This is a genomic window from Helicobacter pylori, assembly GCF_003637665.1.
GTDB classification, from domain to species: Bacteria; Campylobacterota; Campylobacteria; order Campylobacterales; family Helicobacteraceae; genus Helicobacter; species Helicobacter pylori_CK.
The window spans coordinates 142,590-167,468 of sequence record NZ_MVWR01000002.1; the positions used below are offsets into that span (position 1 = coordinate 142,590).

Genomic DNA, 24,879 nt, shown 5'->3' on the forward strand with positions numbered 1-24,879 from the left:
CATGAACTATAAAGTTGCATCTGCTAAAAATATCGCAACGCTTCTTTTTTTATTCTCTTCTCAAGCCCAAGCGTTTGATTTGGGTAAAATCGCTAAAATTAAAGCGGGTGCTGAAAGTTTCTCTAAAGTTGGTTTCAATAACAAACCCATCAACACTAATAAAGGACTTTACCCTACCGAAACCTTTATGACGATCATGGCTTACATGCAAGTGGATTTTACGGAACTCTTGCCTAAAAGTGCTACGGCTAACGGGCACCATTTAGACGGGAGTCTTGGAGGTTGGGGGGGTGCTGTAATTTATGATACCACTAAGGATTTTATTAACGAAGTTACAGGGAAAACCTATGGGGCTATGGCTTGGAACTATGTGGGCTATTGGGGCGGTCTTGTAGGGCAAAAACCATGGGCTAGTTGCGGGTTAGCCACAGGGAATTTGACCCAAGGCCAATACGATAAGATGACTCAAGCTGAAATGACACAGCTGTCCAATCAAGAAGCTTTAGAGGCTTCCACTTGCGCGAAAAGTTATGCCGATCACACCAGAAACTATGTGATTTATAACGCTTACTTGCGCTACAACTACAAAGATATTTTTGAAATTAGGGGTGGGAGATACGAATCCCCAGCGGATTATATGAGTGGTTACAACCAAGGCTTGGACATGACCTTAAACTTAGGGAATTTCAAATTCTGGTGGTTTAGCTCTTTTGGCCGTGGCTTTGCCTATAACGAATGGCTTTATAATTTCTATTCGCCCAAAACCTACACCCTTAAAAACGGGCAAACCATAAACCCTGGGGTGCATGCCTTTTATATCATTTGGAATTACAAGGGTTTCAGCATTCAGCCTTTCGTCTATTTTTCACCCTTTAATGAATACGACCCCAACTTTACGATCACTTATGATAGTAACCCCACTTTTACTGGCTTGGGGTTTCGCTCTCAAACCGATATTACCGTGCTCAATCCTTTTTACGCTAAAAGATTTTGGGACACCTATCAATTTGGCATGCCAGCCGGTAAGAACGCGCACAGCTTGATGATCAAACAAAAGTTTGAATGGAATGAATACAATTTTGGTTTTGGGATTTATAAATCCTTTGGGAACGCCAACTGGATGATAGGCTACCATGGTAACCGCTTGGGCTTTGACTTTTGGACGAACACCGTTTATGCAAACACCCTTAACTCTTTGTCTTACATGATGGATGCGAACGCTTTCACCGTGTTTGCCTTTGGCGGTGGGGTGCATAGGAAATTCCTTTGGGGCTTATTGGGGCGTTTGACTTATGGGCCTAGGGCGAATGAACAAGTCCTATCGCTCAACTTGGGCTATAAATTCACTAAAAATTTCTCAGCCGACATTAAATTTGAATATTATAATGTGTTGATGCATCAAGGCTATAAAATGGGGTGGAACGGGCCAAAATTAGACAGCCAGCCCGCCACCGATCAAGACAGGAGTCATATTTTCACCGAAATCGTGTGGAAGCTTTAAACCCTCTTTAAATAACAACCCTTTAAGGGTTTGTTAAACGCCTAGCAAAAAACAGCCGTTAAAAACCGCTTTATCGCCTATTTTGGGGCTTGTTTTTAAAAAAGCGTTAGAATTTTAAACTTTTTTATTGTGCTATGGGTATTTTTGGATCTGTTATACTAAAACTTTTATTTTTAAAAACGGGCTTTTATTTGCTTTGTTTTGTCATTTTAAAAAATATTTCAAATTCTTTTTATAAGGGGATAGAGGGGTATTTTGAAATAATTCTCCCCCTTAACCCCCTTAAGATCCCCCTAACCCAAGAAGACCGCTTTTTTTAGAGAATACCACTTGCTACCGCAAGCTCTTTTATCATTGATTGTAAAAACGCTTTTAGCATTTTTTAACTTCTTTGTGGGGGGTGAGTGGCTTGAAAGTCAGTAGTTTTTCTCGGTAATATTCGTATTGCTTTTTTCGCGCTTTTATTTCAGCGGGGATACCGGCTAATAAATCGGTGGTTAGAGCCGCAAATTGATCCAAAATCTTAACGATCTCTTGTTGGACTTCTAGGGGTGGGATGGGGATTAAAAAATTTTGTAAGTCTTTGCTATAAACATGAGGAATTCCCCCTGTGCTTTTTGTTGCATGGATTGCATCTTGTTGCGTTGTAAGATAGTGAAAAAGATATTTAGGCATTAGGGTTTTTTGTTTTGGTGAAACAGAAAAAGAGTCAGCAAGAAAAACAGGAATATCCCAATAACTAACATAGCCAGCATACACTCCAGATGAAGAAATCGCTATTGTTTCTCCGCTACGATTTGCCTCGTTGTGATAATAAGCGGGTTGTCTTCCCCCCGAAATAACGGGGACTTTTCCAAAAGTTACGGCTTTTTTTGTTATTGATTTTCCTTTTTGAAAATCACACACCTCCCCCAACTTCCTAAACTCCACCCCTTTAGGCGCTAAAGTTTGGAGCAGGGTTTTTAAGCGTTTAGGGTAGGTTTTTGCGCTCATTTTGGCGTCTTTGTGGTTTGAATGGATTCCATTAAAGTCTAAAAGCATGTTTTGGTAGTATTCGTATTGCTTTTTGCGCGCGTTTAATTCTGTGTTTAATTCTGTGTTTAATTCTGTGAAAGCGTCCAAAATCTTAACGATCTCTTGTTGGACTTCTAGGGGTGGGATGGGGAACTTATATTTTTTAAAAGCAGTCATATCCACAGAAGCAAAACCTGAAACATTAATATTATTTTTGCACCATTCCCCTAAAAGAAAGCATTGGTAAAAAAAGAATTTCATGTCTAAAGCAAGATTACAATTCGCTTTTTTGCTTAAAAAAGTGAATCGTTGATTCGCTAACGAATCAACGATTAAAAGGGCATGCTCTCCTATCGTTGCTGTTGTAGAAATGATAATAGAATTTTTAGGGAATAATTTCTTACCTTTTAAAGCCTTTGGGGTAATGTGTTGGATAGAGTCTTTTAAAATCCTCCCATTTTCTCTAATGTCTTCCATTCTAAACCAAGGGATAGTCCCTTTTTCCCAAAATTCAGGATTTTTTTTTGATGGGGTGTAACCATTTTTGATTTCAAAAACCTCTTCAAGCGTTTTAAACTCCACCCCATCAGGCGCTAAAGTTTGGAGTAACCGCTCTATTTTATGCATTTTGTTTCCTTAAGCTTCTAGCTCGCTAATGATGGATTCAAGGCGCTCTAAGCCCTCATCGCGCGCATGGAATTGGCTAAGGCCAAAAGCGTAACCCCCACATCGCCAAAGACCGCTTCCCACAAGCTCGCTACCCCCATAAGCCCTAGCGCAATAAAAACGGCTTTAATCCCCAAAGCAAACAGGATATTTTGCCAAATAATGCTTTTAGTTTTTTTAGCGATCGCTAAAACTTTCACTAAAGAATTTAAGGAGTCATTGGTGATCACAATGTCCGCGCTTTGCTTGCTCAATTCTGAGCCTTTCCCCATGCCAATGCCCACATCAGCGCTCGCTAGAGTCGGAGCGTCATTGATGCCATCGCCTACAAAAATCGCCGGGGCTTTATAGCGTTCTTTAAAAGTTTTAAACACGCTCGTTTTTTCTTCAGGCAACAAGCTCGCATGATATTCACAGCCCAGAGTTTGAGCGATGCTCTCAGTCGCGCTTTTTCTGTCCCCGCTCAAAATGCAAAAATTTTCTATCCCTTGCGCTTTTAAATCCCTTAAGCACTCTATGGCGTCATCTTTAATCTCATCGCTAATGACGATATAGCCTATATAAGTTTGGTTAAAAGCCACATGCACGATCGTGCCGTTTTCTTTGGAAGGGCTGTGCGCGATATGGAATTGATCGAGCATTTTTTCATTCCCTGCGATGATTAGATCCGTATGGCATTGCGCTTTAACCCCCATCCCGCTCAATTCTTCGTAATTTTTAATGTCATGCTGGTGCTTATCGTCCTTTAACATTTCTTCGCATGCTTTTTGAATGGATAAAGCGATCGGGTGCGTGGATAAAAGCTGCGAACAAGAAGCGTAATGCAAAACTTCTTCTTTAGAATGCCCATTTTGCGGCACAATATCTGTTACTTTAAAAACGCCTTTAGTCAAAGTGCCGGTTTTATCAAAGGCGATGCTTTTAGCTTGGGTAAGCACTTCTAAAACATGCACGCCTTTCATTAAAATACCCTTTCGGCTCGCCGCTCCCACGCCTCCAAAATACCCTAAAGGCACAGAAATCACTAACGCGCAAGGGCAGCTCACCATTAAAGCCACAAGCCCCCTATAAATCCACTCATCAAAGCTCCCCATAGAAAATAAGGGCGGTAATATAGCAATCATTAACGCAATGAATAAAACGCTTGGGGTGTAGTAGCGTGAAAATTTAGTGATGAATTTCTCGGTTTCGCTCTTTTCATTCGTGGCTTGTTGGACCAAATCCACCACTTTAGCGATAGAAGAATCTTTATACATTTTTTCTACTTGGATTTCAAGGACCGCTTTTAAATTCAAGCTCCCCCCTAAAACTTTAGAGCGTTCGCTGACATTAACAGGCATGGACTCCCCACTCAACGCCCTTTCATCTAGCAAACTTTCGCCCTTAACTACCACGCCATCCACAGGCACTTTTTCGCCAACTTTCACCACCACGATGTCATTAATTCTTAAATCTTCAGGCGCGACGCTCACTAATTCATCGCCCTTTTTCAAATAAGCCAAATTAGGAGCGACATCCACCAAAGCCTTAAGGGATTTTTTAGAGCGAGAGACAGCGAGTTTTTGCAAAAATTCGCCCGCTGAATAAAACACCATAATAGACACGCTCTCTTCATAAGCCCCCACGCAAAAAGCCGCAATAGTCGCAATGAGCATCAAAGCGTTTTCATCAAAAAACTGCCCTTTCCTAAGCCCACGAAACGCCCCTAAAATCACATCTTTACCGCTCACTAGATACACTAAAGCCAACACGAAAAACATAGCCTTTTCAATCAAAGGGCTAGGATTTAGGTTTAAGATTAAAATCGCGCCCAAAAAGACCATGATCGTAATAATGAGTGGCGTAAAACTCAAGGGTTTTTCTGTAGCCTCTTTAAAAGACAGGCTCAAATGCGGTTCATTTTGCTTAATAAAATCCTTAACTTTTTCAAAATCGCTCGTATCCAAAAACAGCTTACTGGTGCTGAAATTGATTTGAGCTTTTTTCACATAGTCCAGTTTGTTTAAATCCCTTTCTAATTTAGACGCGCAATCAGGGCAATCCAAATTATGAATGTGGTATTCTTGCATTTTCTCTCCCTTATAAAAATCCTTTTAAGAAATCTTTCTAAAACTCAGCGCTTTAAGCATGTGAGATTTTTCTATATTCTCGCAAGCGTTTAAATCCGCAATCGTCCTAGCGACTTTTTTGACCTTATTAACAGAGCGCATGGACAGATTAAACCTTTCAACCGCCTGCTCCAACAACTTTTGCGCTTCAAAATTTAAAGGGCAAAATCGTTCGATCTGCTCTTCATTAAGCTTACCATTAAAAGCGCTCTGTTTCCTTAACTTTTGCTGTTTGAAAGCTAATAACACCAACTCATGCATCTCTTTTGAAGTCCAAGAATGCGACGGCGTGTCTTTATAATTCCCCTCTTCCATTTGCACAAACAAATCAATCCTATCTAAAAAAGGCTCGCTCAAGCGGTTTTTATACTGCGTGATTTCTCTGTCTTGGCAACGGCATGCTTTGGTTGCGCTGAGTAAATTCCCGCACAAACAAGGGTTTTGAGCCCCTACAAATAGAAAAGAGGTTTCGTATTCAATTTTGCTATGCACTCGTGAAACCACCAATTTATTGTTTTCTAAAGGCTCTCTTAAAGCTTCCAAAATATCCTTTTTAAAATGAGGCAATTCATCAAAAAAAAGCATGCCGTTATGCGCTAATGCGATTTCGCCAGGTTTTGGCTCTTTTAAAGAGCTTGAGCCTAAAATGCTGGATTTTGAAGCGCTTTGGTGCGGGTTTCTAAAGCTTCTTAAGGGGTAATAGGCGCTGTCTTGCTCGCTTAAAATGCGTAATTTTGTGGCTTCTAGGATTTCATTCAAACTTAAGGGAGGTAAAATATAACGCATGCGATTAACGATCATGCTTTTACCGCACCCTGGACTTCCCTCTAAAAGCAGGTTATGAAACCCAGCGCTAGCGATCAAAGCGGCTTCTTTAGCGATAGCTTGCCCCTTAACTTCTTTAAAATCTAAAGCGTAGGTGTCTGAAAAATAATACTCTTTGTGGTGGATTTCTATCGTTTCAAAAGGGAGGTTTTTAATGTGGGTGTGCGCTTTGATTTCAGGGTTTTGCAAGATTTCTAAGGCTTCTTTAAAATGCTCCACAAAAAAACATTGCAAATTAGGAATGAGCGAAAAAAGCTCTTCATTCGCTTTAGGCGCGATGATTTTTGCATGGGGGCGTTTGATGGCAATGTCTAAAAGCATGGGGAAAATATTAGAATTGGGTTTGATCTTACCATCAAGCCCTAACTCCCCAAAAGCAAACCACTCTTTAGCGCTTAATTCTTGTTTTTGCAAAGCGATTAAAAGAGCGATAGGTAAGTCAAAATGACTCCCTGATTTAGGCAAATCTGAAGGCGAAAGGTTGATGGTGATTTTTAAAGGCGGGAAAGTGAAATCGTTATTTTGTAAGGCTGATTGGACTCGCTGCTTGGCTTCTTGGATAGAGTTATTAGCTAAGCCTGAAATCACAAACGCCGGTAAAGCCCTTGTGAAAGTCGCTTCCACAGCCACGATTTCTGCCACCCCCTTTTGCATGGTCGCACAAAATATCGTGTTAATCATGGTTGCTACTTGCGTTTTTGTTTTTTTTGCAGCTCTTTGAGTTCTTTTTCAAATTTCTTACGCTTCAAAATGGACAATTTATCCACGAATAGCACACCATTGAGATGATCTATCTCATGCTGAATGGCTACCGCTAATAAAGCGCTCGCTTCTAAGATTTTCACTTCAGCGAAGCGGTTTTGATACTCTATTTTAACCTTTTCAAAACGCTCCACTTCTTCATAAAACCCCGGCACAGACAAGCACCCTTCTCTATACATCAATGAGCCCTTCGTTTCTATCCATTTAGGGTTAATGATTTCTAAGCAATCTTCTTTGTGTTGCACATCGTCTTCTCGTGGGAGATTGATGATGAGCATTCTTAAGGGCAAGCCCACTTGAATTGCGGCTAACCCTATTCCCTCACTAGCGATCATGGTTTCATACATGTCATCTAGTTGTTGGTGGAGTTTTTCATCAAAAGAAACGACCTCTTTAGAGACATTCCTTAAGATTTTAGAAGGGTAATGGATAATTTCTAATAACGCCATGCGATCACTTCACATTTTTTTGTAACACTTTATCAATCAAGCCATACTCTTTAGCTTCTTTAGCGCTCATGTAAAAATCCCTATCCGTGTCTTTAGCGATTTGCTCTAAGCTTTGCCCTGAATTTTGAGCCAAAATAGAATTCATCAAACCCTTAAGCCTAAGAATTTCGTTAGAAATGATTTCAATATCGCTCGCTTGCCCTTGAGCCCCCCCTAAAGGCTGGTGGATCATAATCCTTGAATGAGGTAATGAAAAGCGCTTGCCCTTAGCCCCACAGCTCAATAAAAACGCCCCCATAGAAGCCGCTTGACCGATGCAAATCGTAGAAACATCAGGGCGGATAAAATTCATCGTATCATAAATACTAAGACCGCTTGTTATCACCCCACCGGGAGAATTGATATACAAACCAATGTCTTTTTCAGGATCTTCAGCTTCCAAAAACAAGAGTTGGGCCACAATAGAAGACGCCACGCTATCATTAATCTCACCGCTCAATAAAACGATGCGATCCTTTAAAAGGCGCGAGTAAATATCATAGCTGCGCTCCCCACGATCGGTATTCTCTATCACATAAGGAATGTATCCCATCATTTCTCCTTTTTAGCGCTCAGCTCACTTGAGTTTTTTGAGCGTTAGGCCTCATTTTTTCTAAAATTTCTTGTTGCTCTTTGGATAGGTTTTTATCCAAGAAATAAGTCAGCACCCTATCTTCAATCATCGCCATTTTCACCGCTGCTAACATGTTGTTTTTGCGGTATTGCTCAATGAGATTTTCTGGGTTTTGCCCTGTCATCAGCGCTTCATAATACAAGGTTTGAAAGACTTCATTATCATGCACGCCAATTTTTTCTTCTTTAGCTAAAGCGTCAATGATGAAAGTGATTTTCACGCTTTTTGTCGCATCATTCCTAAAACTTTCACGCTTTTCTTTAGCTTTTTCTTGATTTTCTTGCAAGGATTTGACTTCCTCTGCTTGCATGGAATAAAGAGCGTTCCTGAATAACAAATCCATTTCTTGCTCTATGATCGTTTTAGGCAAATCAAAAAGGATTTTTTCATCTAAATTTTCAATCAATTTTTCTTTCAACTCTTCATTGTAGAGCCTGGCCTTATTTTCTAAAAATAATTGCCCTTTAACCCTTTCTTTTAAAAGCTCTAAAGTCGCATTTTCTTCATTAGCTAACACGATTTTAGCGAGTTCGTCATTGATTTCTAACACTTCACGTGCTTGAATCTGGTACAATTTCACTTTAAAAAGGGCTTCTTTGCCGGCTAAATGCTCTGCGTGGTATTCGCTAGGGAAAGTCAAAGAAAATTCTTTTTCTTCGCCTGCTTGCATGCCTAAAAGAGCTTTTTCAAAATCTTCTAGCATTTGCTTACTACCCAAAATCAAACTGAAATTTTGAGCCTTGCCCCCCTCAAAAGGCGCATTGTCTATAAAGCCTTCAAAATCAATCGTTAATTTATCATCGTTTTGAGCTTTTTTTTGAGCGTCAGTGTCTATAAACTTCGCATAGTCTTTAGCGAATTGCTTCAAACGCTCATTAACCTTTTCTCCATCTACCGCTTCCACTCCCACGCTAGGCACACACTCTTTGATCTTGTCTAACACGATCGTGGGCTTCAAGCCGATATCTGCTTCTATTTCAAAATGCGTGTCTTTTTTTTCAAATTTAGTGAAATTGGGGCTACCGATGAGATCCTTAGCTTCAATCCCCAATTCTTTGAGAGCGTTTTTTAAAATCTCTTGAAACATTTCTTCTTGGGCGTCTTGTTCAACTTGAGCTTGGTAGCGACTTTTCACTAAACTAAGGGGGACTTTACCTCTTCTAAATCCGTCAATCTTAACTTTTTGGGCGATTTTTTGAGCGATTTTATCATAACGCTTTTCTAAATCTTCAATGGAAGGTTTAGCGCTCAAACGGGCGTTAGCGGTGTCAATCTTTTTCACTTCAAGATTCATCTTTTTCCTTAATGGTTAAAAATTAAAGTTTTATGGTCATTATAGCTTAATTTATTTTAATTCCGGTTTATAAAAAGCGCTTTTAATTCTAGTTTTCAAAAATTTAAAAAAACTAAAAATCATAAGTTGAAGTGAGATAGACAGAGATATTGCGCTTGAAATGAAGGGTGTATAAGGGGGTTTCAAAATAATCGTTGGTTAGAAAGGGGATGCGAGCGCCAAATTCTATCGCCCAATTCTTATACCTTGAAAAGCGGTAGCGATACCCCACATTCAGCATCACTTGAAACATGTAAGGGTGATAAATGCTTGAAGGATCTTTAGCCCACTTTTTAAAAATCTTTGTTTCATAAAACCAAGTTTCTCCCACGAAATTCATTCCTAAAATCAGCGTTCCAAAAGCGCGTTTGTATAAAAAGTCAGCTCCCACGCCATAAAAAATAGCGTTAATAAAAGTTTCTTTTCTTTGCAATTTTTCTCTATACCTTTTAGGGATTTGCGAGCTTTCTCTCAAACTATCGCCTAATATGCCTTTATTTTTGAGAAAAAAACCATAAGCATAGTCCAAAGAAGCATAAACACGGAAACCATAGCGTTCTTTTTTAGGAAAAAATTGTTTATAGCCATAAATCAAACTGACTTCAGCGAAAGGAATGTCTCGGTATTTTGAATGGTTTTCAAATTTTTCCCTACTCTGTAGCCATGACATTTGCACCACGCTTGTGCCGTAATAATGGGAGCTTTTGTCTATGTTAAAAGGCTTTCTTCTTGGCTTTTTAGGTTTAGTAAAACACGGAGGGTGGGTTTTACCCCTTAAACACTTCTTGGCTAAAAACCGCTGGTATCCTAGATCTTCTTCTTTGACGACCGTATAGGTAACTAGATCATCAGATCTTAAATACGCGCTTAAAAAGAACGCTAAAACCCCCCTTTTAAGCAACTCGTTCAAGCGTTCTTTTTCTTATCTGTTTTATCGGTTTCTTTTGTTTTTCAATTCCTTAGCGTCTTTTTGATAAGATTCTAAATTCTTTTGAGTGAGTTTTTTGTCTACTTCTTGCATAATATCCATAAAAATCTTATTCAAAGCGCTTTTAATCGCATCATTAGAATTATCCGTTCCCTTAACCATAGTGCTAACTAACCCTCCGCTATGGCTTGAATGGGTGGTTCGCAAGAATTTTTGTTGGATGTCTAACTCGCTCAAATCCATCGTGAAAGAATCCAAAGATTCCCCACTCATAGGCTCTATTATGGTAACCTTGATAAAACCGGCTGAAATCAAGACCCCTTCCATTTTGTCCAAACCAGTGGAGAATAATAACCCAGGTTCTGATTTTTTCTGTGTGGTTCTTTTAGGATCGGGGCGTAACACAATCTCCCCATTCATAGCGACAGCCAAATACCCTTCTTTTTTTTGTGCAAAAGAAAAATCGTCTTTATCGCTGCTATCCACGCTAATAACCTTATAGCCTTGATTTTGTAAAATCTCTTCAACCTTAATTGCGGTTTGATTTTTGAATTTATTTTCATACTCTTTAGCAATATTATCGCTATATTGGAAAGCTGGCCTTAAAAGCAAGATCTTTTCGTCTAACGCTTGAGCTTTAGCGCTAGCTGGATGGTAATTCAATTTCAAAGCGACTTCATTAGTTTCAATAATGTGCGGGCTGCATCCCACTAATAACGCCACCATGCTCGCACCCAAAAGGTATTTTTTCCATGCAAAATCCTTAAAATGACCATTTTTTTTCATCGTTCTATCCTTGATTGTAATATTTTAGATTTCTATAACAACAAACACGAAGCAACCAACACGCTTTTGTTGTCAAAATGTTATTTTACCCTAACATCTTTAGATTATTAGATTTTTTTCTATTTTTTAGCGTTATAATCCCCACTTTTACCTCCACTCTTATGCTCTAACATCACACCGCTAATCACCATGCCCTTATCAATGGCTTTCACCATATCATAAATAGTCAAAAGCCCTATGCTCACGCTCATTAAAGCTTCCATTTCTACGCCCGTTTTAGCTTGAGTTTTGACTCTTGCATAGAGTTTAAAACTGCAAGTCTCTTTTTCTTCTAAAATATCAATATCCACCCCATTGAGCATGATTGAATGGCACATAGGAATGAGCTCGCTTGTCTTTTTAGCCCCCATAATCCCAGCAATAATCGCAGTCTGCAATACCGGACCCTTTTTAACGCAATGATTAATAATAGCGTTATAAGCCTCTTCATTCATGCTGATACGACCGCTTGCTAGAGCGATTCTTTCAGTGGTTTCTTTATCCCCTATATCCACCATTTTAGGCTGATTTTCTTCGTTCAAATGAGTGAGCGGCATTCTTTTTTCCTTATTGTTTGGGGCGAAACGCTTGAATGTTTTTTTCATTCACTTGCATATAATTTCCTAAAATCAAATCCACGCAATAAGGAATGGCTGGAAAAACTGCCTCTAAACATTCTCTAATGCTTTTTGGCTTACCGGGAAGATTGAGAATCAAACTCTTGTTCCTGATGCCAGCGCTTTGGCGCGACAGAATCGCTGTAGGCACATATTTTAAGCTAGTCATTCGCATAAGCTCTCCAAACCCAGGAAGCATTTTTTGACACACTTTTTCTGTGGCTTCTGGGGTTACATCTCTTAAAGCAGGGCCTGTGCCTCCTGTAGTAACGACCAGATCGCATTGATACTCATCGCACATTTTAATCAGCGCTTTTTCAATCAATCCTCTTTCGTCAGCGACAATTTCATAATGAAATTCTAAAGGATTGAGCAAATATTCACGCAACACTTCTTGTATCGCTTTACCGCTTAAATCTTCATAAACCCCTTTTGACGCTCTGTCGCTCGCGCTCAAAACGCCTATATGAATCGTTTGCATTCAAACTCCTTTTAAGCTAGAATCCCGCTCCCTTTTAAAAGATGGCTTCTTTCTTTGGCGTAGATGCGTTCATTATTGACTAAATCGTATTTCCAAATAGGGGCGTTACGCTTAAAATCTTCAATAAATTTTTCATATAATTCTAAGGCATTTTTTCTATTTTTTCCCATTAAAACGCATAAAAATGAGCTTTGCCCTATCAAAACATCGCCTAAGCTGTGCGCCATTTTCAGCGTTACGCCCCAATCTTTGGCTCTATGGTGCCATTTTTCAAACCAAGCCTTTAATAACGCTTCATGAATATCAAAACTCAAGCCTTGAATACGATCTTCTTCTCTCACAATCCCCACAAACACGCAAAACGCTCCAAAGTTTTTGGCGCAAGCTTCTTCTTGATAGGCTTTTAAAAGCTTGTCAGTATCCAACGCCCCTTGAATGATTTTTAGCACCTAGCCCCCACAAACCGGTGGCAACAAACTGATCACATCGCCATCTTTTAAAGGTGCATCTAAATTGTCTATTAAACGATCATTAATTGCTACAGCGCAAACGCCCAACCACTCTTTTAGGCCCTCTTTTTCTTGTAAAACCGCCCTTAATTCTTTCAAATCATTCGCTTTGATGAAAAAATTTTCTTCTTTTATGGGTCCAAAAAATCGCACTTCTACCATTATCTTACCCCTATATTGTGCCTTTTAAAGCTTCTTTTAAGAGAATTTTCACAATAAATGCCCCATTTTGAGCTTTTTAACTTCTAAATACCCTTGATTATGCTCATTAGCGCACACGATCAAGCTCTCTCTTGTAACCTCAGCGTATTTTTCTAAAGCGGCGATTTTTTTAGGGTTATTCGTGAGCAAGCGTATTTTTTTAATGCGGTAGTGTTCTAAAATCTCGCCTGCAATACTATAATCCCTTTCATCGTCTTTAAACCCTATCATTTCATTGGCTTGAATGGTATCATAGCCCTTATCTTGTAAAGCGTAAGCATTGACTTTGTTAAACAGCCCTATCCCACGCCCTTCTTGGCGCAAATAAATCACTAGCCCCCCTTCTTTAGAAATCCTTTCTAACGCCATTTGCAACGCCCCCCCGCAATCGCATTTTTGAGAGCCTAGAGCATCACCCGTTAAGCATTCTGAATGCAAGCGCACTAAAGGATTTTCTGGAAAATCAAGGGTGAAAATCACTAAATGATCTTTAGAGCCATTAGAGTTTTTTTCTCTAAAACACTGGATATAAAACTCCCCAAATTGAGTGGGTAATTTGGCTTGGTTAGAAACTTCTAATCGTTTCAAGAATACTCCTAAAATTAGTTTAAAAACGCATCTTTTAAAAAAAGGTATTCTATCAAAACTCTTTGTAGTTTTTTTAATAAAATCTTTTAAAATCCCAAGGGTTCATTCAATGGAGTGGCTTTAAGGGGTTTGCAAGTGTTGCCTAAAACGCTGTCCATAGTAAAGGAATTATTTGGGTCGTATCCGTATTTAGTTTTGGATTTCAACCCATACCACCAATAGCGGTTCTGTTTCCCCCTACTCTATTGGCTTTTAATTTAGCAAACTTCTTGGCTGTCCCATATTGATTAAAAGCGATCATCAATGATAGATGATAACGAATAAGAGTTGATAGGGTTTTTTTCGTTATCAATCAAGCTTAGCGCGTTTAGAATTATTAACCCTAATGAAAATGTTTTGAAATCGCTTGACATAAAGTTTCTTTTTTTAAAATTTGTAAGTCAAATTCAAACCATTAGGGCTTAGACTAGAATGGATTTCATGTTTATTGCGGATCCCTAAAGCTTCCCCAAGCCCTAAATCCCTAATCACAAAACCGATAGGATCCATCAGCGCAATAACCAAACGACCCAAAAATAAAGAGCCAAAAAGCCTACCCCCATTGCGTTGGATATAGCGCGTGAGCTGGTAAAACCCTTCCCCTAGTATCGATCCTAATAAAGGCGTGATCACCAAATCCTGCCAGCTAGGCACTTCCACAAACGCTTCCAAGCCATATTCCCAAAAAACCGTAGAAGTGATAAAAGAAAAAAACGCCGAAGTTATCCAGCTAAACCCAGCCATGCGCGGTTGCATGTAATACATAGCCCCAAAATAAGGGTGCAAAATTTCATTGAAAATAAAACTATCGTTGTCCAGTTTTGGCCCCATGCGGACATTCTCAAACCAACTTTTGATGCCAAACTTTTCTCTATCCCAATTCGTTACGCTCTCTGGCATGAGATACAACCCTATAATCCCTATCACCAACGACACGCCCAAAATCCCAATGCTCGTGCCTAAATATTTCCAACGGCTATTAGGGGCATAAGGGATAGTATTGCTTTTTTTAAACTTCTTTTTAAAGTGTTGCCAAATAAGATTTTTAGAGGGGCGTCTGAGCGTTTCTTCTAATTGAATGCTATTAGCGTTTAAAAAACTACAGCCTAACCCCCAAATAACAACGCAAACCACCCAAATTTTTTGGAATGTTTTTAGAAATATTTTTAATAATATTTTTAGGAATGTTTTTAATGAAATCAGCATAAACTCTATTATTACTCTCATCAGGTTGCAAACTTTATTGCTTGACTTAAAAAGAGTTTATTATATCTTAAAATATTGCAACGCATTCAATCAAATGAAACAAGCTTTAAAGGCTAATCGTTTCTACAAGTTTAAGCCCAAACCCGCTCAAAGCCTGATACTGCCTGTCTTCAGAAGAGCTTAAGAGCCTAAAATCCTTTATCCCCAAATTTTTTAACACTAACGCCCCAATCCCAAAATCTTTAACGATATTATTTTCTTTAGAATGGGTGTTCATAAAAACCAAGTAACCCCCCTCGCGCTTCAAATATTCTAACGCTTTAAAAAACACTTCAAACGCATCAGTCGTTAAAAAATCAAAATCCTCTTTAATAGGGTGGAAACGCACTAAAGGGGCTAAATCGTTGGCTTTTGCGCCTTTAAACTTAAAAGCGTAATGGTTTTTTTGCTGGTGATCTAAAAAAGTGTAGCATTGCGTTTGATTTTTTAAAAATTCTTTTTCTTCTTGACAAAACATTTTAAGCAAATTTTCATTTTCTAAACGATAACTGATCAAGTCAGAGACATAAAGGGTTTTAAGGTTGTGTTTAAGGGCAAAATCGCTCAAAAATTTGTCCCCCCTTCTCGCCATAGAACCATCTTCTTTCATGATTTCACAAATCACGCTCACCGGTTTTAATCCAGCCAATTTGCACAAATCCACGCTCGCTTCAGTATGGCCCGTGCGCGCTAACACGCCTCCATCTTTAGCGATCAAAGGGAAAATATGCCCCGGGCGCACAAAATCGCTCGGTTTTGTGGTGTCTTTACACAATAAGTCAATCGTTAAATGCCTTTCAAAAGCAGAAATCCCGGTTTTGGCTTCTTTAGCGTCAATGGATACCGTGAAAGCGGTTTCATGGTTAGAATCATTCACGCTAACCATAGGGGGTAATTCAAATTTTTTCGCTAGATCTTTGGTTAAAGACACGCAAATCAACCCCCTGGCATGCGTGGCCATGAAATTGATTTTTTCAGGGGTGGAAAAAATCCCGGCTAAAACCAAATCCCCCTCATTTTCTCTGTCTTCATCGTCCATGACAATCAGCATTTCGCCATTTTTATACGCTTCTAAAGCTTCAGTAACTCGTTTTAAAACCATTCTAACTCCCTAGTTTCATTCAGTAGTATTGAGTGTCATAAAAATAAGAAATATAGCATGTTTAATAACGATTATTACTTTATTGTTGGTTAGGGAAAAGCAATTTCAAAATATTCCATTGTTTGATCGCGCCTTTATGCAAAGATCGACCTATCCTGATGCTTAAAGGTAATTTTTTAGGCCTTTGTTTTTCTGTGTTGGAGTTTTGAGCGTTCATCCCGTCGCAAGCGATCGCAAATTCTTCTAACACATAGTTTTTGACCCCATGCCAATAATGCCTGTCCATCACGCAATCTATAGGCATCACCCATTCTTTCGCGCTGTATTTCAATAATTTTTGCGCGGCTTTGGGGGCTAAAACATACCCTTGAGTGCCAATGCCATCTTTAAAATTTAAGATTTGAGAAACCCCTTTAATGGAGGTCTTTTTTTTAGCCACATTTTCTTCTAAATGCATCAAGCGGATATAGCCTAATTTGTTGATGTGTTGGTCACAAAACTCTAGGCTTTCTTTAAAACGCTCTTTTAGGGTTATATCGTCTTCTAAAATACAGATCGCTTCATTAAGTTCTATGCATTTTTGCCACAAGGAATAATGGCTCGCATAGCACCCAAGCTCCCCAAACCCCATCCTCTTCCCGCAATGCTTGAGCGCGTAAAAGAAATTTTTAAACGCGCAAAGGGGATATTTTTTATCTTCGCAAAAAGCCAACAAATCTCCAACCGCAAAAGAAGGGTGCAAATGCTCTAAAATCAAGGGGTGTAATTGAGTGGGAGAACTTTTAGAATAGATCGCATCAAAAATTTCATAAGAGATCCCTTGAAGTTTAAGGCTCTCTAAAAGGGGGGTTATATGAGTTTCTTTTAAAGAAAAATTGTGACAGGTTTTTGGGCTTAAATGAATAATAAAAACACGCATGTTAGCCTTAATTCTTAATACAAATAAAATCAATGTTAAACAGATTTACATTCTAGCGCAAATTTTAGTAAAATACGCATCATGTTAGATGATATTCCTATTACCATTCAAAAAAGCAAAAAAATCAAAACCCTAAGCTTGAATATCACGCCCTCTTTGGAAGTGATTCTCAAAATGCCTGATTCTTGCTCTCAAGCTAGGGCGAGTGCTTTTTTAAAAGAACAAGAAGCTTGGTTAAAAAAAACCCTTTTAGCGATGCAAGAAAAATACTCCCTTTTACACTCGCGCCTAGAAACCTATCAAAATAAAATCCTTGTGTTTGATGAGGTGAAAAACGCCAACGATTACACCCTAACAGAGCTTAAAAAAATCTTAAAAACTTATTTGGAGCAAAAACTCCCCTTAATCGCTCAAAAAATGCAAACTTCCTATACCGGTTTTAGTGTTAGAAACAACGCCAAAGTTTTAGGGAGCTGCTCTTATCATAACCGCTTGAGTTTCGCTCTTTTATTGGTTTGCGCCCAAAAAGAAGCGATTGATTATGTCATCATCCATGAGCTCGCCCACACGATCCACAAAAACCATTCTCAAAATTTCTGGCGCTGCGTAAAAACCTTTTGCCCTAATTACCGCGCTCTAAGAGAGCATTTAAAACAAAGGGTTGTTTTTTATACCCAACTGCTCAAGCCATTACAGCCATAAACATTAAGCCTTAAAAATGATAGCTCACATACGCTGTGATGCTTCTAGGAGGCGCAGCTTCTTTCCCGTTAGGGCTAGTGCCTATCCCACTAAACCAATATTTCATGTTAAAAATGTTATTGATTTGCAAGCTCGCACTAACGCTTTGATTTTTGCGTTCCCATAAAACGCTAGAAATTTGCAAATTCCACACCCAATACCACGGCGTCATGCCTGCTGTTTTAGTGATAATAGCCCCATTTTTGATCGTGGGCGCGTATTCTGTAAAAGGCACGGTGTTTAACACATCGCTATAAGCGCGGCTATAAAAGAAAGAGCTCAACCCAATCGTGGTTTTAGCGTAAGTGTAGCTCGCGTCTAAAATGAATTGGTACGGGCTTACAAAAGGGAGTTTTTTGCCAAAAATATCTTTTTTAGGCCCTTTAGGATTAGCAGGGTTAGTGACCATCGTGTGGCTTGTGATATTAGCGTCTATGAAAGTGTAAGCCACATGGAAATTAAGCCCTCTAATTGGCGTGTAATACAGCTCCAACTCCACGCCTTGCGATCTCGCATTCACCGGTTCTCTGTTATCCCCATAGCGCCCGGTAAAATAGTGGTTCGCAAAAATCACAAAATAATTCGCGTTAAAACTCACTTGATTGTTGAAATAATATCTTGATCCGCCCTCCATGACATTAAAGATTTGAAAATAATCCGTGCTTGTGCCTACAAAATTACCGATATTGCTGAATTGGGGCGGAATGTAACTTCTTTGATAGTTGAAATAAAACAACCAATCTTTAATGGGTTTATAGCCCACATTCACCGCCGGATTCCACTGGTTATAACGATCTTTAATCGTTTTTGGGGTTTGCCCTGCCTTAAAGGGGGGAGCGTCTTTTTTCTCGTAATTTAAAAAAGTGTATCTCAACCCTGGCGTGATTGTCAGCATGCCGTTATTGAAATTGACTTCATCGCTTGCATACACGGCGGTATAATTGTTGAAATTATTGAGTGAAGTCCCTGGATCAAACCCGCTCCCATTAGGCATGCTAGGGTTTGTCCTGGTGGTGGATCGGCGGTATAAATCTTCAGTTAAAAACCTCATCCCCATATTAAATGTTTGTTTGACTTTGCCGGTATTGACCACGAGATTGAGTTTAGGCTCAAAGGCATTCACCACGAAGCGGCGGATATTGTCAAAAAATTGCCAACAAGGGCTATTCGTATCGCTATAAGAATACAACCCGCAATTAGGGTTAGTCGCGCTAATCTTTCCTTTCCCTTTAAAAGGGAGAATCTGGTTTTGACTGCTCATATACACGCTTTGGTATTGGTTGGAAAACCCAAAATCCCTGCTCATGTCATGCGTGAAATAAGTGAATTTAAAATCCCCTCCCACTTTCCTATCCGGATCACCAAAATAATTTTGATACACAATCCCAAAGCGTTTGGCTCGCCCTCCATCTTGATTGTCAGGGCGCTCGTTAATGAAGCGGTTATAAGCGTAATCTTGTGCGCTTAAAGTGCCTGGATGGTAAGAGTTGTATTGATAATATTGATAATAGGCCTTAAAAGTATTGGTCGCATTAATCTTATAAATCGCATCAAGTAAGTAGTTTTGCACCTTTGTAGGGCTATCTTGCCTAAAACCCTGCCCATTAATCCAATTGCCTTGAATGCTAATGCCTATATACTTACCCAACATTCCAGCCGTTCGCCCATAAGTGTTAAACAGCATTTGGTTGCCTAAAGTTTGGGCTAAAGGCTTACCTTTTTCTTCGGGATCTACAAAATTCCCGTTGGACGAACGCCCCCAAAAAGTGATCCTTTCAGCCGCTTGATTTTCCCACTCTTTAGGGATTTCTTTCGTGATGACATTCACCACGCCCCCAAAAGTGTTAGGCCCGTATTGGACGCTCGTGCCTCCCTTAATCACATCAATCCTATCCACTGACTGGAAGGTTACAGGGAAAATAGCCAATTCAATATTAGAATACGGCGCGCCATAAATAGGGATACCATTGACTAAAATCATGCCCGTATTGCTATGCCCGTTACCGCCCCCACCAAAACCGCGCACCGAAATTTTAGGCAGCACTCCTGTGCCTGTAGCGTCTCTGATTTGAATCCCTGGCACATTTTGCAAGGCGTTTTCAATGTTCAAATTACCCGTTTTTTTGAGTTCTTTGTTGGAAATCACCGTGCGAGAACTTGTGGAATTGCGCACTTCTTCACTTTGCCAAGAAAGCGGGGCGCTTGAACTGAATTTTTGCTCAGTGGTTGTAACTTTTTTTAAAAAATGGTGCTTATCTTTCGCGCCCACCAAAGAGCTAAAAGAAAAAGTCAAAACACCCAACGCTAAAAAATAAGGGGATTTTACTCTCAAATAATCATTCATTATGATAACCTTTCTCATTTAATTAAAAGCCGACATACTATAAGAATAATTATTATAATTAGCTTAAGAATTGAAGTTTGATTTTATTTATTTACAATTTGTTATTAAAACAATTTGAAAAAGGTTTTTGTGTTTTTTTAAACAGCTTAAACGCTTTTTAAAAACAGAATGTTATGGGGTTTTAGAATGCGTTATTTATAAATTTAACGAAGAAACCATTACAACCGCTATTGCAAAACCAGCGTCATGGCTGATGCTCGCGCTCAAGCTTTGGATGTTAAAATAGTTCATTTTTTCTTTGGAAAGGGTGATTAAGGGGGCGTTTTTAGGGCTTTTAGAAATGTGCATATCCAAAAAGCTTAATTCCTTACCAATGCCTACTTGAAGGGCTTTAGAGCAAGCCTCTTTGAGCGCGAAAAACCCAGCGATGGTGCTTGATTTATCCTTGCATAAAAGAATCTCGCTTGGCGATAAAAAACGCTCTAAAAACTTCATTTTGAAGCGTTTCACGCACTTTTCTATCCTAGCAATAGAGACAATATCTATGCCAATCATTTAAAATTATTGGATGATAAAATCAGTGAAAAAGACATTTTTAATAAAGCCATCAATCAAAAACGAATTCAAATGGCTTTTAATTTCATCTTTAAGCTTGTTTTTACCCTTATTAGTAACCACCTCTTCCACGCTTTTAGACGATAGGATTTCTATAATCGTGTCCTTAATCGCTGTGTCTTTAACTTTCACTTCATTTAAAAGTTTTTCATTACTCAATTCCAACGAAATAGAAGCTTTAAGGTAGCGTCGGCCATTTTGAGAGACTAAATTCACCGCAAAAGGCGCATCAATCGCATACAAAGGCCCAAGCACTAAATATTGCTGGATATTAGAGCCTTCTTTGGCTTCTTGATTTTTGTTCGCCATAGGATTAGCTTGAACTTCTTGGGTGTTTTTAGAAGCGTTTTCTTTAGATTCTTCCTTATTCCCCATAAGCAGCATGATAATCACCCCTACTAGTAAAAGCATCACTAACACGCTTCCAATAATGACAAATAAAAGGGCTTTGCTTTTTTTTTGGGGTTGTTGCGCGGTATTTTCTTGTTCTTCTGCCATGCCTATTCCTATTGAAAATAAGTTAAAGTGGTTTTCCCGAATTTTTTCTGTTTGATTATAGCTAAAGTTGCAAGACTTTTAGGCATCTCATGCAGGCTTTCATGCTCAAAAACCACTAAAAGATTTTTGGGATTAGAGCGTTTCAATAACCTTTCTAAAGCTTGAAAACACTTTTCATAAATCCCTAAAAACCCGCTTGTTTCAAAAGGAGGATCAAAATAAAGGATATTCAAAACGCCATTTTTTAAACACAGCGTGGGCAAAAGCTTGAAAGCGTCATCTAAAAAGGTTTGAATTTCAATTTCCTTTTTCAGGCGGTTTTTAAAAAGGGAAATATTTTCTAAAAGCGTTTTATAAGCGCTTTTATTTTGCTCAAAAAACACCGCGCTTTTAGCCCCCCTACTCAAAGCCTCTAAACCCATAGAAGCGCTGCCTGAAAACACTTCTATAAAATGCGCTCCATTAATTTCTGCTTGCAAGGTGTTAAAAAACGACTCTCTTACGATCGCTTTGGTGGGGCGCGTGCTAGAAATGTTAGGCAAATTCAAGCCTAATCCCTTACAAGCCCCCCCAATGATCTTAAATTTTTTTACTGGCTGATGATTTGACATAATTTTTGGGTGTATTCTTCTAGCAATTGCTTAATCTCTTGCTCTTTAGAATGTTTGATTTCTCCGCAAGGTTTTTCGCTCTCTTTTAAGGCGCAATAAAAATTTTTTACATCTTCTTTCACGCTCTGTTTGGTAAAAGGCTTTCTTAAGCGCTCTTCTATAGAGCATAGGGGCTTATCAATCTCTAGCGTTTCATCATCGCTTAAGACAAAGTCGCAAACTTCCACAGGAGAAAGGCAATCGCTCAAATAAAATTCCAAACTTTTTTGGTGCAACAAAGACTTGCAAGAAAGAAAAATTTTCAAAAAAAACCCCTTTTTTACTTTCAATAGATTTAAATTGTTTCAAATTATAGCAATTTTTTCTTTTAAACACCAACCTTAACTAAATAAAGCTAAAAATTGTTTCATTTTGTAAAAAATAAAAATAGAATGTTAAAAGTAGGGTTCAAGTAACATCTTTTTTTTTTTTTTGGTATAATGGGCGTAAGGTAAGAGCAAAAGGCGTATTATATTCCTTCCTTCTTTACTATAAATTAGCATTTTAATAAACTTTTTCATTAAAATGTCCTGATGCTCTTACCTTAATTGAGAAAGCGGGTCAGCCGCTCTCATTTTTCAAACAAATTAATTTTGAAATCGTAATGTTTAATAGTAAATACTTAGTGTTTAATATTCTAAAAATTCCAAAATATAAATTCCCCCTTTAAAAACACGCAAACTCTTTAATTATCTAACCCTAAAAATGCTTTTAATCATTTTTTATATTTCACCTTTTTTTCACAAATTCCACCGCCTTGAAACGCTCCCCTAAACCTCCGGGGCTAATTAGGGGTTTGATTTTAGCGGCTTCTTTTAAATACCTTTCATAATTCACGCTTTTTGAAAATACCTCCAACAATTCCATAAGCCCCATATCAAGCAAAGCGTTAGCCTGCGATTTAAAGAATGAAAATTGCGCATGGTGTTTTTCAAACAAAAAGCGCACTAAAGAAAAATTGACATCATAAGTCAAATCGCTTTGCTGATACAAAGAAGCTAAATGGTTTAAAATATCCTTGAAATCCAGCGCTTGATGGTTTTTAAAAGCCCTTAAATGCATGTCTTTTCGCTCTATTGTATCGCCATAATCAAAGCTTAAAAACACCCAAGAAGAAGCCTTATTCAATTTTTCTAACAAATCCTTAATAAAAGCGTTCAAAAATAACGGCGCGCACCCTTCTTTTAAATTCAAGGTTTTAAGAAGTTCTTTAGTAGGCTCATTGATATTATCCCAAACGCTTTGGTGATCATGGGTGATGAAAAGCATTTGATTGTCTTTAATGATCTCGCAAGCGAACGCATCAAACAATTCATTAGAGACAACAAACGCGCTTTCCTTTTTTTTCAAATCAAGCCCTTTTAAATCGCAGCTGGTTAAATTTAATTGTGTGGCTTGTTTAAAAGTGGTTTGTTGGATATTTTGCAATTCTATTAAAGGCTCACAGCTGACAAACTCGCATTTTTCTATCACGCCCTCGCTCAAAGTTTTTAAAAAATTGGCTATATCGCTCAAAAAATGCCCATGATGAGAGCCAATTTCTACAATTTTTAAAGGCAAAAATAATTTTTCTTCTTCTAAAAGTTTGATGATATAAAACGCCATAGCGCCCCCAAAAAACTTGCTCAAAGACACCGAAGTGTAAAAATCCCCTTTTTGACCGATTGTAGCCTTTCTGTAATACCCTTTTTTTCCATAAAGCCACTCTTGCATGTAATTTCCAAACGAACGCACGATTTTCCTTTCATTCAAACTCATCTCAATCAACAATAAGAGAGCGCTATTCTAGTCAAAATCGCCTTATTTTTGCGCTATGATATTTGATGATTTTTTAAGCTAGTTTAGTAGGGAGTTAGTGGTTTGGAAATTTTAAGGCGAGAGTGCGGGGCGGTGGAAGAAAACGCTTATATTGTGAAGCTTTCTAGTGGGATAGATTTTATTATCGATCCCGGATTTTCTAGCAGCGAGTGGGTGTTAGAAAACGCTAAAAACCCTAAGGCGATTTTAATCACGCATGGGCATTATGATCATGTATGGGATAGCGTTCAATTGTCAAAAACCCTTAAAGACACCCCCATTTACGCCCCCAAAGACGATGTTTTTATGTTAGAAAATGATATTTTCCATTTAGGCATGCCGGTTTTTAGCCCCAATTTCAGCGTGCCTTGCAACAAGGGTTGCACCACTTTAGAGATAGCAAACACTACCATTAAATATTGGCATTTTCCCGGGCACACGCCCGGTTGTTCTATCATAGAAATAGAAGGGGTGATTTTTAGCGGGGATTTTATTTTTTATCGCAGCATTGGCCGTTATGATTTCCCTTATTCTAATGAAAAAGACATGAAAGAGTCCCTGTTAAGGTTTCAAAAATTAGATTTCCCTAAAGACATAGAGATTTATCCAGGGCATGGGGATAAGACGAGTTTTTTTGCTGAAAGAGAGCATTCTAAAATTTGGGTTTCAAGGATGGCTTAATTGTTAAGCCGGCCAGAAAAAGAGCGTTATTTGCGCCATATCATGCTAGAAGATGTGGGCGAAGAAGGCCAATTGAAGCTTTTAAAATCTAGCGTTTTAGTTATTGGGGCTGGGGGTCTTGGATCAGCGGTTTTGATGTATTTGTGCACCGCTGGGATAGGAAAAATCGGTATTGTAGATTTTGATGTGCTAGATATGAGTAATTTGCAACGCCAGATTATCCATTCACAGGATTTTTTAAACCAATCTAAAGCCTCTAGCGCGAAAGCGCGCTTAAAACAACTCAATGCTGGTATTGAAATAGAAACTTTTGAAGAACGCTTTAAGGCTCATAACGCTCTTTCTCTCATAGAGCCTTATGATTTTATCATAGACGCTACAGACAATTTTAACGCTAAATTTTTGATCAATGACGCTTGCGTGTTAGCCCAAAAACCCTATTCGCATGCCGGGGTTTTAAAATACAGGGGGCAAAGCATGAGCGTTTTACCCCATAGCGCATGCTTGGCGTGTGTTTTTGATAAGCCCCCTAAAAAGGGATTAAATCCTATTTCAGGGCTTTTTGGGGTCTTACCCGGAGTTTTAGGGTGTATCCAAGCGAGCGAATGCCTTAAATATTTTTTAGGGTTTGAAACTTTACTTATAAATACTTTACTTATAGCCGATATTAAAACGATGGATTTTAAAAAAATTCAAGCACCCAAAAATCCTGAATGTAGGGTTTGTGGCACGCATAAAATAACGCATTTACAAGATTATGAAATTTAG

The 24,879-nt window shown here is 38.7% G+C and carries 26 protein-coding genes; 4 read left to right on the forward strand and 22 right to left on the reverse strand.

Annotation, left to right across the window (positions count from 1 at the left end):
- The first annotated feature begins 1 nt into the window (after position 1).
- Positions 2-1,501: an outer membrane beta-barrel protein HofF gene (gene hofF, locus EAL49_RS02285; protein ID WP_100953741.1), complete on the forward strand. Its 1,500-nt coding sequence runs from the start codon at positions 2-4 to the stop codon at positions 1,499-1,501.
- A gap of 372 nt (positions 1,502-1,873) precedes the next feature.
- Here hofF and EAL49_RS02295 read toward each other — a convergent pair whose 3' ends face one another.
- From EAL49_RS02295 to EAL49_RS02370, 16 genes are all read right to left on the reverse strand, one after another.
- Entirely contained in the window at positions 1,874-3,142 is a 1,269-nt protein-coding gene (locus EAL49_RS02295; protein ID WP_120828644.1) for a restriction endonuclease subunit S, read from the reverse strand.
- A 47-nt stretch (positions 3,143-3,189) separates the two neighbouring features.
- A complete protein-coding gene (locus EAL49_RS02300) occupies positions 3,190-5,250 on the reverse strand; it encodes a heavy metal translocating P-type ATPase (RefSeq protein WP_120828647.1) in 2,061 nt (686 codons plus the stop codon).
- 24 nt (positions 5,251-5,274) lie between these two features.
- Entirely contained in the window at positions 5,275-6,795 is a 1,521-nt protein-coding gene (locus EAL49_RS02305; protein ID WP_120828649.1) for a YifB family Mg chelatase-like AAA ATPase, read from the reverse strand.
- A 5-nt stretch (positions 6,796-6,800) separates the two neighbouring features.
- The gene (gene def / locus EAL49_RS02310) at positions 6,801-7,325 is read right to left on the reverse strand and encodes a peptide deformylase (RefSeq protein ID WP_033759593.1); all 525 of its coding nucleotides are present in this window, start codon (positions 7,323-7,325) and stop codon (positions 6,801-6,803) included.
- A 4-nt stretch (positions 7,326-7,329) separates the two neighbouring features.
- Positions 7,330-7,917 (reverse strand): ATP-dependent Clp endopeptidase proteolytic subunit ClpP, encoded by a 588-nt coding sequence (gene clpP / locus EAL49_RS02315; RefSeq protein WP_000540573.1) that lies wholly within the window; start codon positions 7,915-7,917, stop codon positions 7,330-7,332.
- A gap of 19 nt (positions 7,918-7,936) precedes the next feature.
- Positions 7,937-9,292, reverse strand: a complete 1,356-nt coding sequence (gene tig, locus EAL49_RS02320) for a trigger factor (RefSeq protein WP_120828651.1) — start codon at positions 9,290-9,292, stop codon at positions 7,937-7,939.
- 112 nt (positions 9,293-9,404) lie between these two features.
- Positions 9,405-10,241, reverse strand: a complete 837-nt coding sequence (locus EAL49_RS02325; protein ID WP_120828653.1) for an outer membrane protein — start codon at positions 10,239-10,241, stop codon at positions 9,405-9,407.
- A gap of 21 nt (positions 10,242-10,262) precedes the next feature.
- Positions 10,263-11,045, reverse strand: a complete 783-nt coding sequence (hpaA, locus tag EAL49_RS02330; protein WP_120828655.1) for a flagellar sheath lipoprotein HpaA — start codon at positions 11,043-11,045, stop codon at positions 10,263-10,265.
- A gap of 119 nt (positions 11,046-11,164) precedes the next feature.
- Complete coding sequence (gene moaC / locus EAL49_RS02335; protein ID WP_033786749.1) at positions 11,165-11,641, reverse strand: cyclic pyranopterin monophosphate synthase MoaC; 477 nt, start codon at positions 11,639-11,641, stop codon at positions 11,165-11,167.
- Between the two features lie 10 nt (positions 11,642-11,651).
- Positions 11,652-12,182, reverse strand: a complete 531-nt coding sequence (mog, locus tag EAL49_RS02340) for a molybdopterin adenylyltransferase (RefSeq protein ID WP_120828657.1) — start codon at positions 12,180-12,182, stop codon at positions 11,652-11,654.
- Between the two features lie 11 nt (positions 12,183-12,193).
- Positions 12,194-12,631 carry a molybdopterin synthase catalytic subunit gene (locus EAL49_RS02345; protein WP_120828659.1) on the reverse strand — a complete coding sequence of 146 codons (438 nt, stop codon included), beginning with the start codon at positions 12,629-12,631 and terminating at the stop codon, positions 12,194-12,196.
- Entirely contained in the window at positions 12,632-12,853 is a 222-nt protein-coding gene (locus EAL49_RS02350; RefSeq protein WP_033602203.1) for a MoaD/ThiS family protein, read from the reverse strand.
- A 48-nt stretch (positions 12,854-12,901) separates the two neighbouring features.
- Positions 12,902-13,480, reverse strand: coding sequence for a GTP cyclohydrolase II (gene ribA, locus EAL49_RS02355; RefSeq protein ID WP_021435953.1), 579 nt, complete (start codon positions 13,478-13,480; stop codon positions 12,902-12,904).
- Positions 13,481-13,906: 426 nt separating this feature from the next.
- A complete protein-coding gene (locus tag EAL49_RS02360) occupies positions 13,907-14,653 on the reverse strand; it encodes a DUF3943 domain-containing protein (RefSeq protein ID WP_240461638.1) in 747 nt (248 codons plus the stop codon).
- 178 nt (positions 14,654-14,831) lie between these two features.
- Positions 14,832-15,866 carry a bifunctional 3,4-dihydroxy-2-butanone 4-phosphate synthase/GTP cyclohydrolase II gene (locus EAL49_RS02365; RefSeq protein WP_120828663.1) on the reverse strand — a complete coding sequence of 345 codons (1,035 nt, stop codon included), beginning with the start codon at positions 15,864-15,866 and terminating at the stop codon, positions 14,832-14,834.
- A gap of 79 nt (positions 15,867-15,945) precedes the next feature.
- Positions 15,946-16,785 carry a glycosyltransferase family 25 protein gene (locus tag EAL49_RS02370; protein WP_120828665.1) on the reverse strand — a complete coding sequence of 280 codons (840 nt, stop codon included), beginning with the start codon at positions 16,783-16,785 and terminating at the stop codon, positions 15,946-15,948.
- Positions 16,786-16,866: 81 nt separating this feature from the next.
- Here EAL49_RS02370 and EAL49_RS02375 point away from each other — a divergent pair, with 81 nt between their 5' ends.
- Complete coding sequence (locus EAL49_RS02375; RefSeq protein WP_120828667.1) at positions 16,867-17,487, forward strand: M48 family metallopeptidase; 621 nt, start codon at positions 16,867-16,869, stop codon at positions 17,485-17,487.
- A gap of 10 nt (positions 17,488-17,497) precedes the next feature.
- On the opposite strand, the gene EAL49_RS02380 is transcribed toward EAL49_RS02375, so the two are convergent.
- The 6 genes from EAL49_RS02380 to EAL49_RS02405 form a co-directional block, all read right to left on the reverse strand.
- A complete protein-coding gene (locus EAL49_RS02380) occupies positions 17,498-19,870 on the reverse strand; it encodes a TonB-dependent receptor family protein (protein WP_120828669.1) in 2,373 nt (790 codons plus the stop codon).
- A gap of 195 nt (positions 19,871-20,065) precedes the next feature.
- Entirely contained in the window at positions 20,066-20,425 is a 360-nt protein-coding gene (gene acpS, locus EAL49_RS02385) for a holo-ACP synthase (RefSeq protein WP_020972442.1), read from the reverse strand.
- A gap of 6 nt (positions 20,426-20,431) precedes the next feature.
- Complete coding sequence (fliL, locus tag EAL49_RS02390) at positions 20,432-20,983, reverse strand: flagellar basal body-associated protein FliL (protein WP_000797032.1); 552 nt, start codon at positions 20,981-20,983, stop codon at positions 20,432-20,434.
- Positions 20,984-20,991: 8 nt separating this feature from the next.
- Positions 20,992-21,594, reverse strand: a complete 603-nt coding sequence (gene rsmD, locus EAL49_RS02395; RefSeq protein WP_120828671.1) for a 16S rRNA (guanine(966)-N(2))-methyltransferase RsmD — start codon at positions 21,592-21,594, stop codon at positions 20,992-20,994.
- Positions 21,573-21,899: a dihydroneopterin aldolase gene (locus EAL49_RS02400; protein ID WP_120828673.1), complete on the reverse strand. Its 327-nt coding sequence runs from the start codon at positions 21,897-21,899 to the stop codon at positions 21,573-21,575. Before EAL49_RS02400 ends, rsmD begins: the two co-directional genes overlap by 22 nt.
- A gap of 463 nt (positions 21,900-22,362) precedes the next feature.
- Complete coding sequence (locus EAL49_RS02405; RefSeq protein WP_162973090.1) at positions 22,363-23,391, reverse strand: class I SAM-dependent methyltransferase; 1,029 nt, start codon at positions 23,389-23,391, stop codon at positions 22,363-22,365.
- 102 nt (positions 23,392-23,493) lie between these two features.
- Between EAL49_RS02405 and EAL49_RS02410 the strand changes: the two genes are divergently transcribed.
- Complete coding sequence (locus EAL49_RS02410; protein WP_120828675.1) at positions 23,494-24,111, forward strand: MBL fold metallo-hydrolase; 618 nt, start codon at positions 23,494-23,496, stop codon at positions 24,109-24,111.
- Positions 24,112-24,879, forward strand: a complete 768-nt coding sequence (locus EAL49_RS02415; RefSeq protein WP_120828677.1) for a HesA/MoeB/ThiF family protein — start codon at positions 24,112-24,114, stop codon at positions 24,877-24,879.

Coding starts and splice junctions, on each gene's coding strand:
- hofF (WP_100953741.1), top strand. CDS start 2: ATGAACTATAAAGTTGCATCTGCTAAAAATATCGCAACGCTTCTTTTT.
- EAL49_RS02295 (WP_120828644.1), bottom strand. CDS start 3,142: ATGCATAAAATAGAGCGGTTACTCCAAACTTTAGCGCCTGATGGGGTG.
- EAL49_RS02300 (WP_120828647.1), bottom strand. CDS start 5,250: ATGCAAGAATACCACATTCATAATTTGGATTGCCCTGATTGCGCGTCT.
- EAL49_RS02305 (WP_120828649.1), bottom strand. CDS start 6,795: ATGATTAACACGATATTTTGTGCGACCATGCAAAAGGGGGTGGCAGAA.
- def (WP_033759593.1), bottom strand. CDS start 7,325: ATGGCGTTATTAGAAATTATCCATTACCCTTCTAAAATCTTAAGGAAT.
- clpP (WP_000540573.1), bottom strand. CDS start 7,917: ATGGGATACATTCCTTATGTGATAGAGAATACCGATCGTGGGGAGCGC.
- tig (WP_120828651.1), bottom strand. CDS start 9,292: ATGAATCTTGAAGTGAAAAAGATTGACACCGCTAACGCCCGTTTGAGC.
- hpaA (WP_120828655.1), bottom strand. CDS start 11,045: ATGAAAAAAAATGGTCATTTTAAGGATTTTGCATGGAAAAAATACCTT.
- moaC (WP_033786749.1), bottom strand. CDS start 11,641: ATGCCGCTCACTCATTTGAACGAAGAAAATCAGCCTAAAATGGTGGAT.
- mog (WP_120828657.1), bottom strand. CDS start 12,182: ATGCAAACGATTCATATAGGCGTTTTGAGCGCGAGCGACAGAGCGTCA.
- EAL49_RS02350 (WP_033602203.1), bottom strand. CDS start 12,853: ATGGTAGAAGTGCGATTTTTTGGACCCATAAAAGAAGAAAATTTTTTC.
- EAL49_RS02365 (WP_120828663.1), bottom strand. CDS start 15,866: ATGGTTTTAAAACGAGTTACTGAAGCTTTAGAAGCGTATAAAAATGGC.
- EAL49_RS02370 (WP_120828665.1), bottom strand. CDS start 16,785: ATGCGTGTTTTTATTATTCATTTAAGCCCAAAAACCTGTCACAATTTT.
- EAL49_RS02375 (WP_120828667.1), top strand. CDS start 16,867: ATGTTAGATGATATTCCTATTACCATTCAAAAAAGCAAAAAAATCAAA.
- EAL49_RS02380 (WP_120828669.1), bottom strand. CDS start 19,870: ATGAATGATTATTTGAGAGTAAAATCCCCTTATTTTTTAGCGTTGGGT.
- acpS (WP_020972442.1), bottom strand. CDS start 20,425: ATGATTGGCATAGATATTGTCTCTATTGCTAGGATAGAAAAGTGCGTG.
- fliL (WP_000797032.1), bottom strand. CDS start 20,983: ATGGCAGAAGAACAAGAAAATACCGCGCAACAACCCCAAAAAAAAAGC.
- rsmD (WP_120828671.1), bottom strand. CDS start 21,594: ATGTCAAATCATCAGCCAGTAAAAAAATTTAAGATCATTGGGGGGGCT.
- EAL49_RS02405 (WP_162973090.1), bottom strand. CDS start 23,391: ATGAGTTTGAATGAAAGGAAAATCGTGCGTTCGTTTGGAAATTACATG.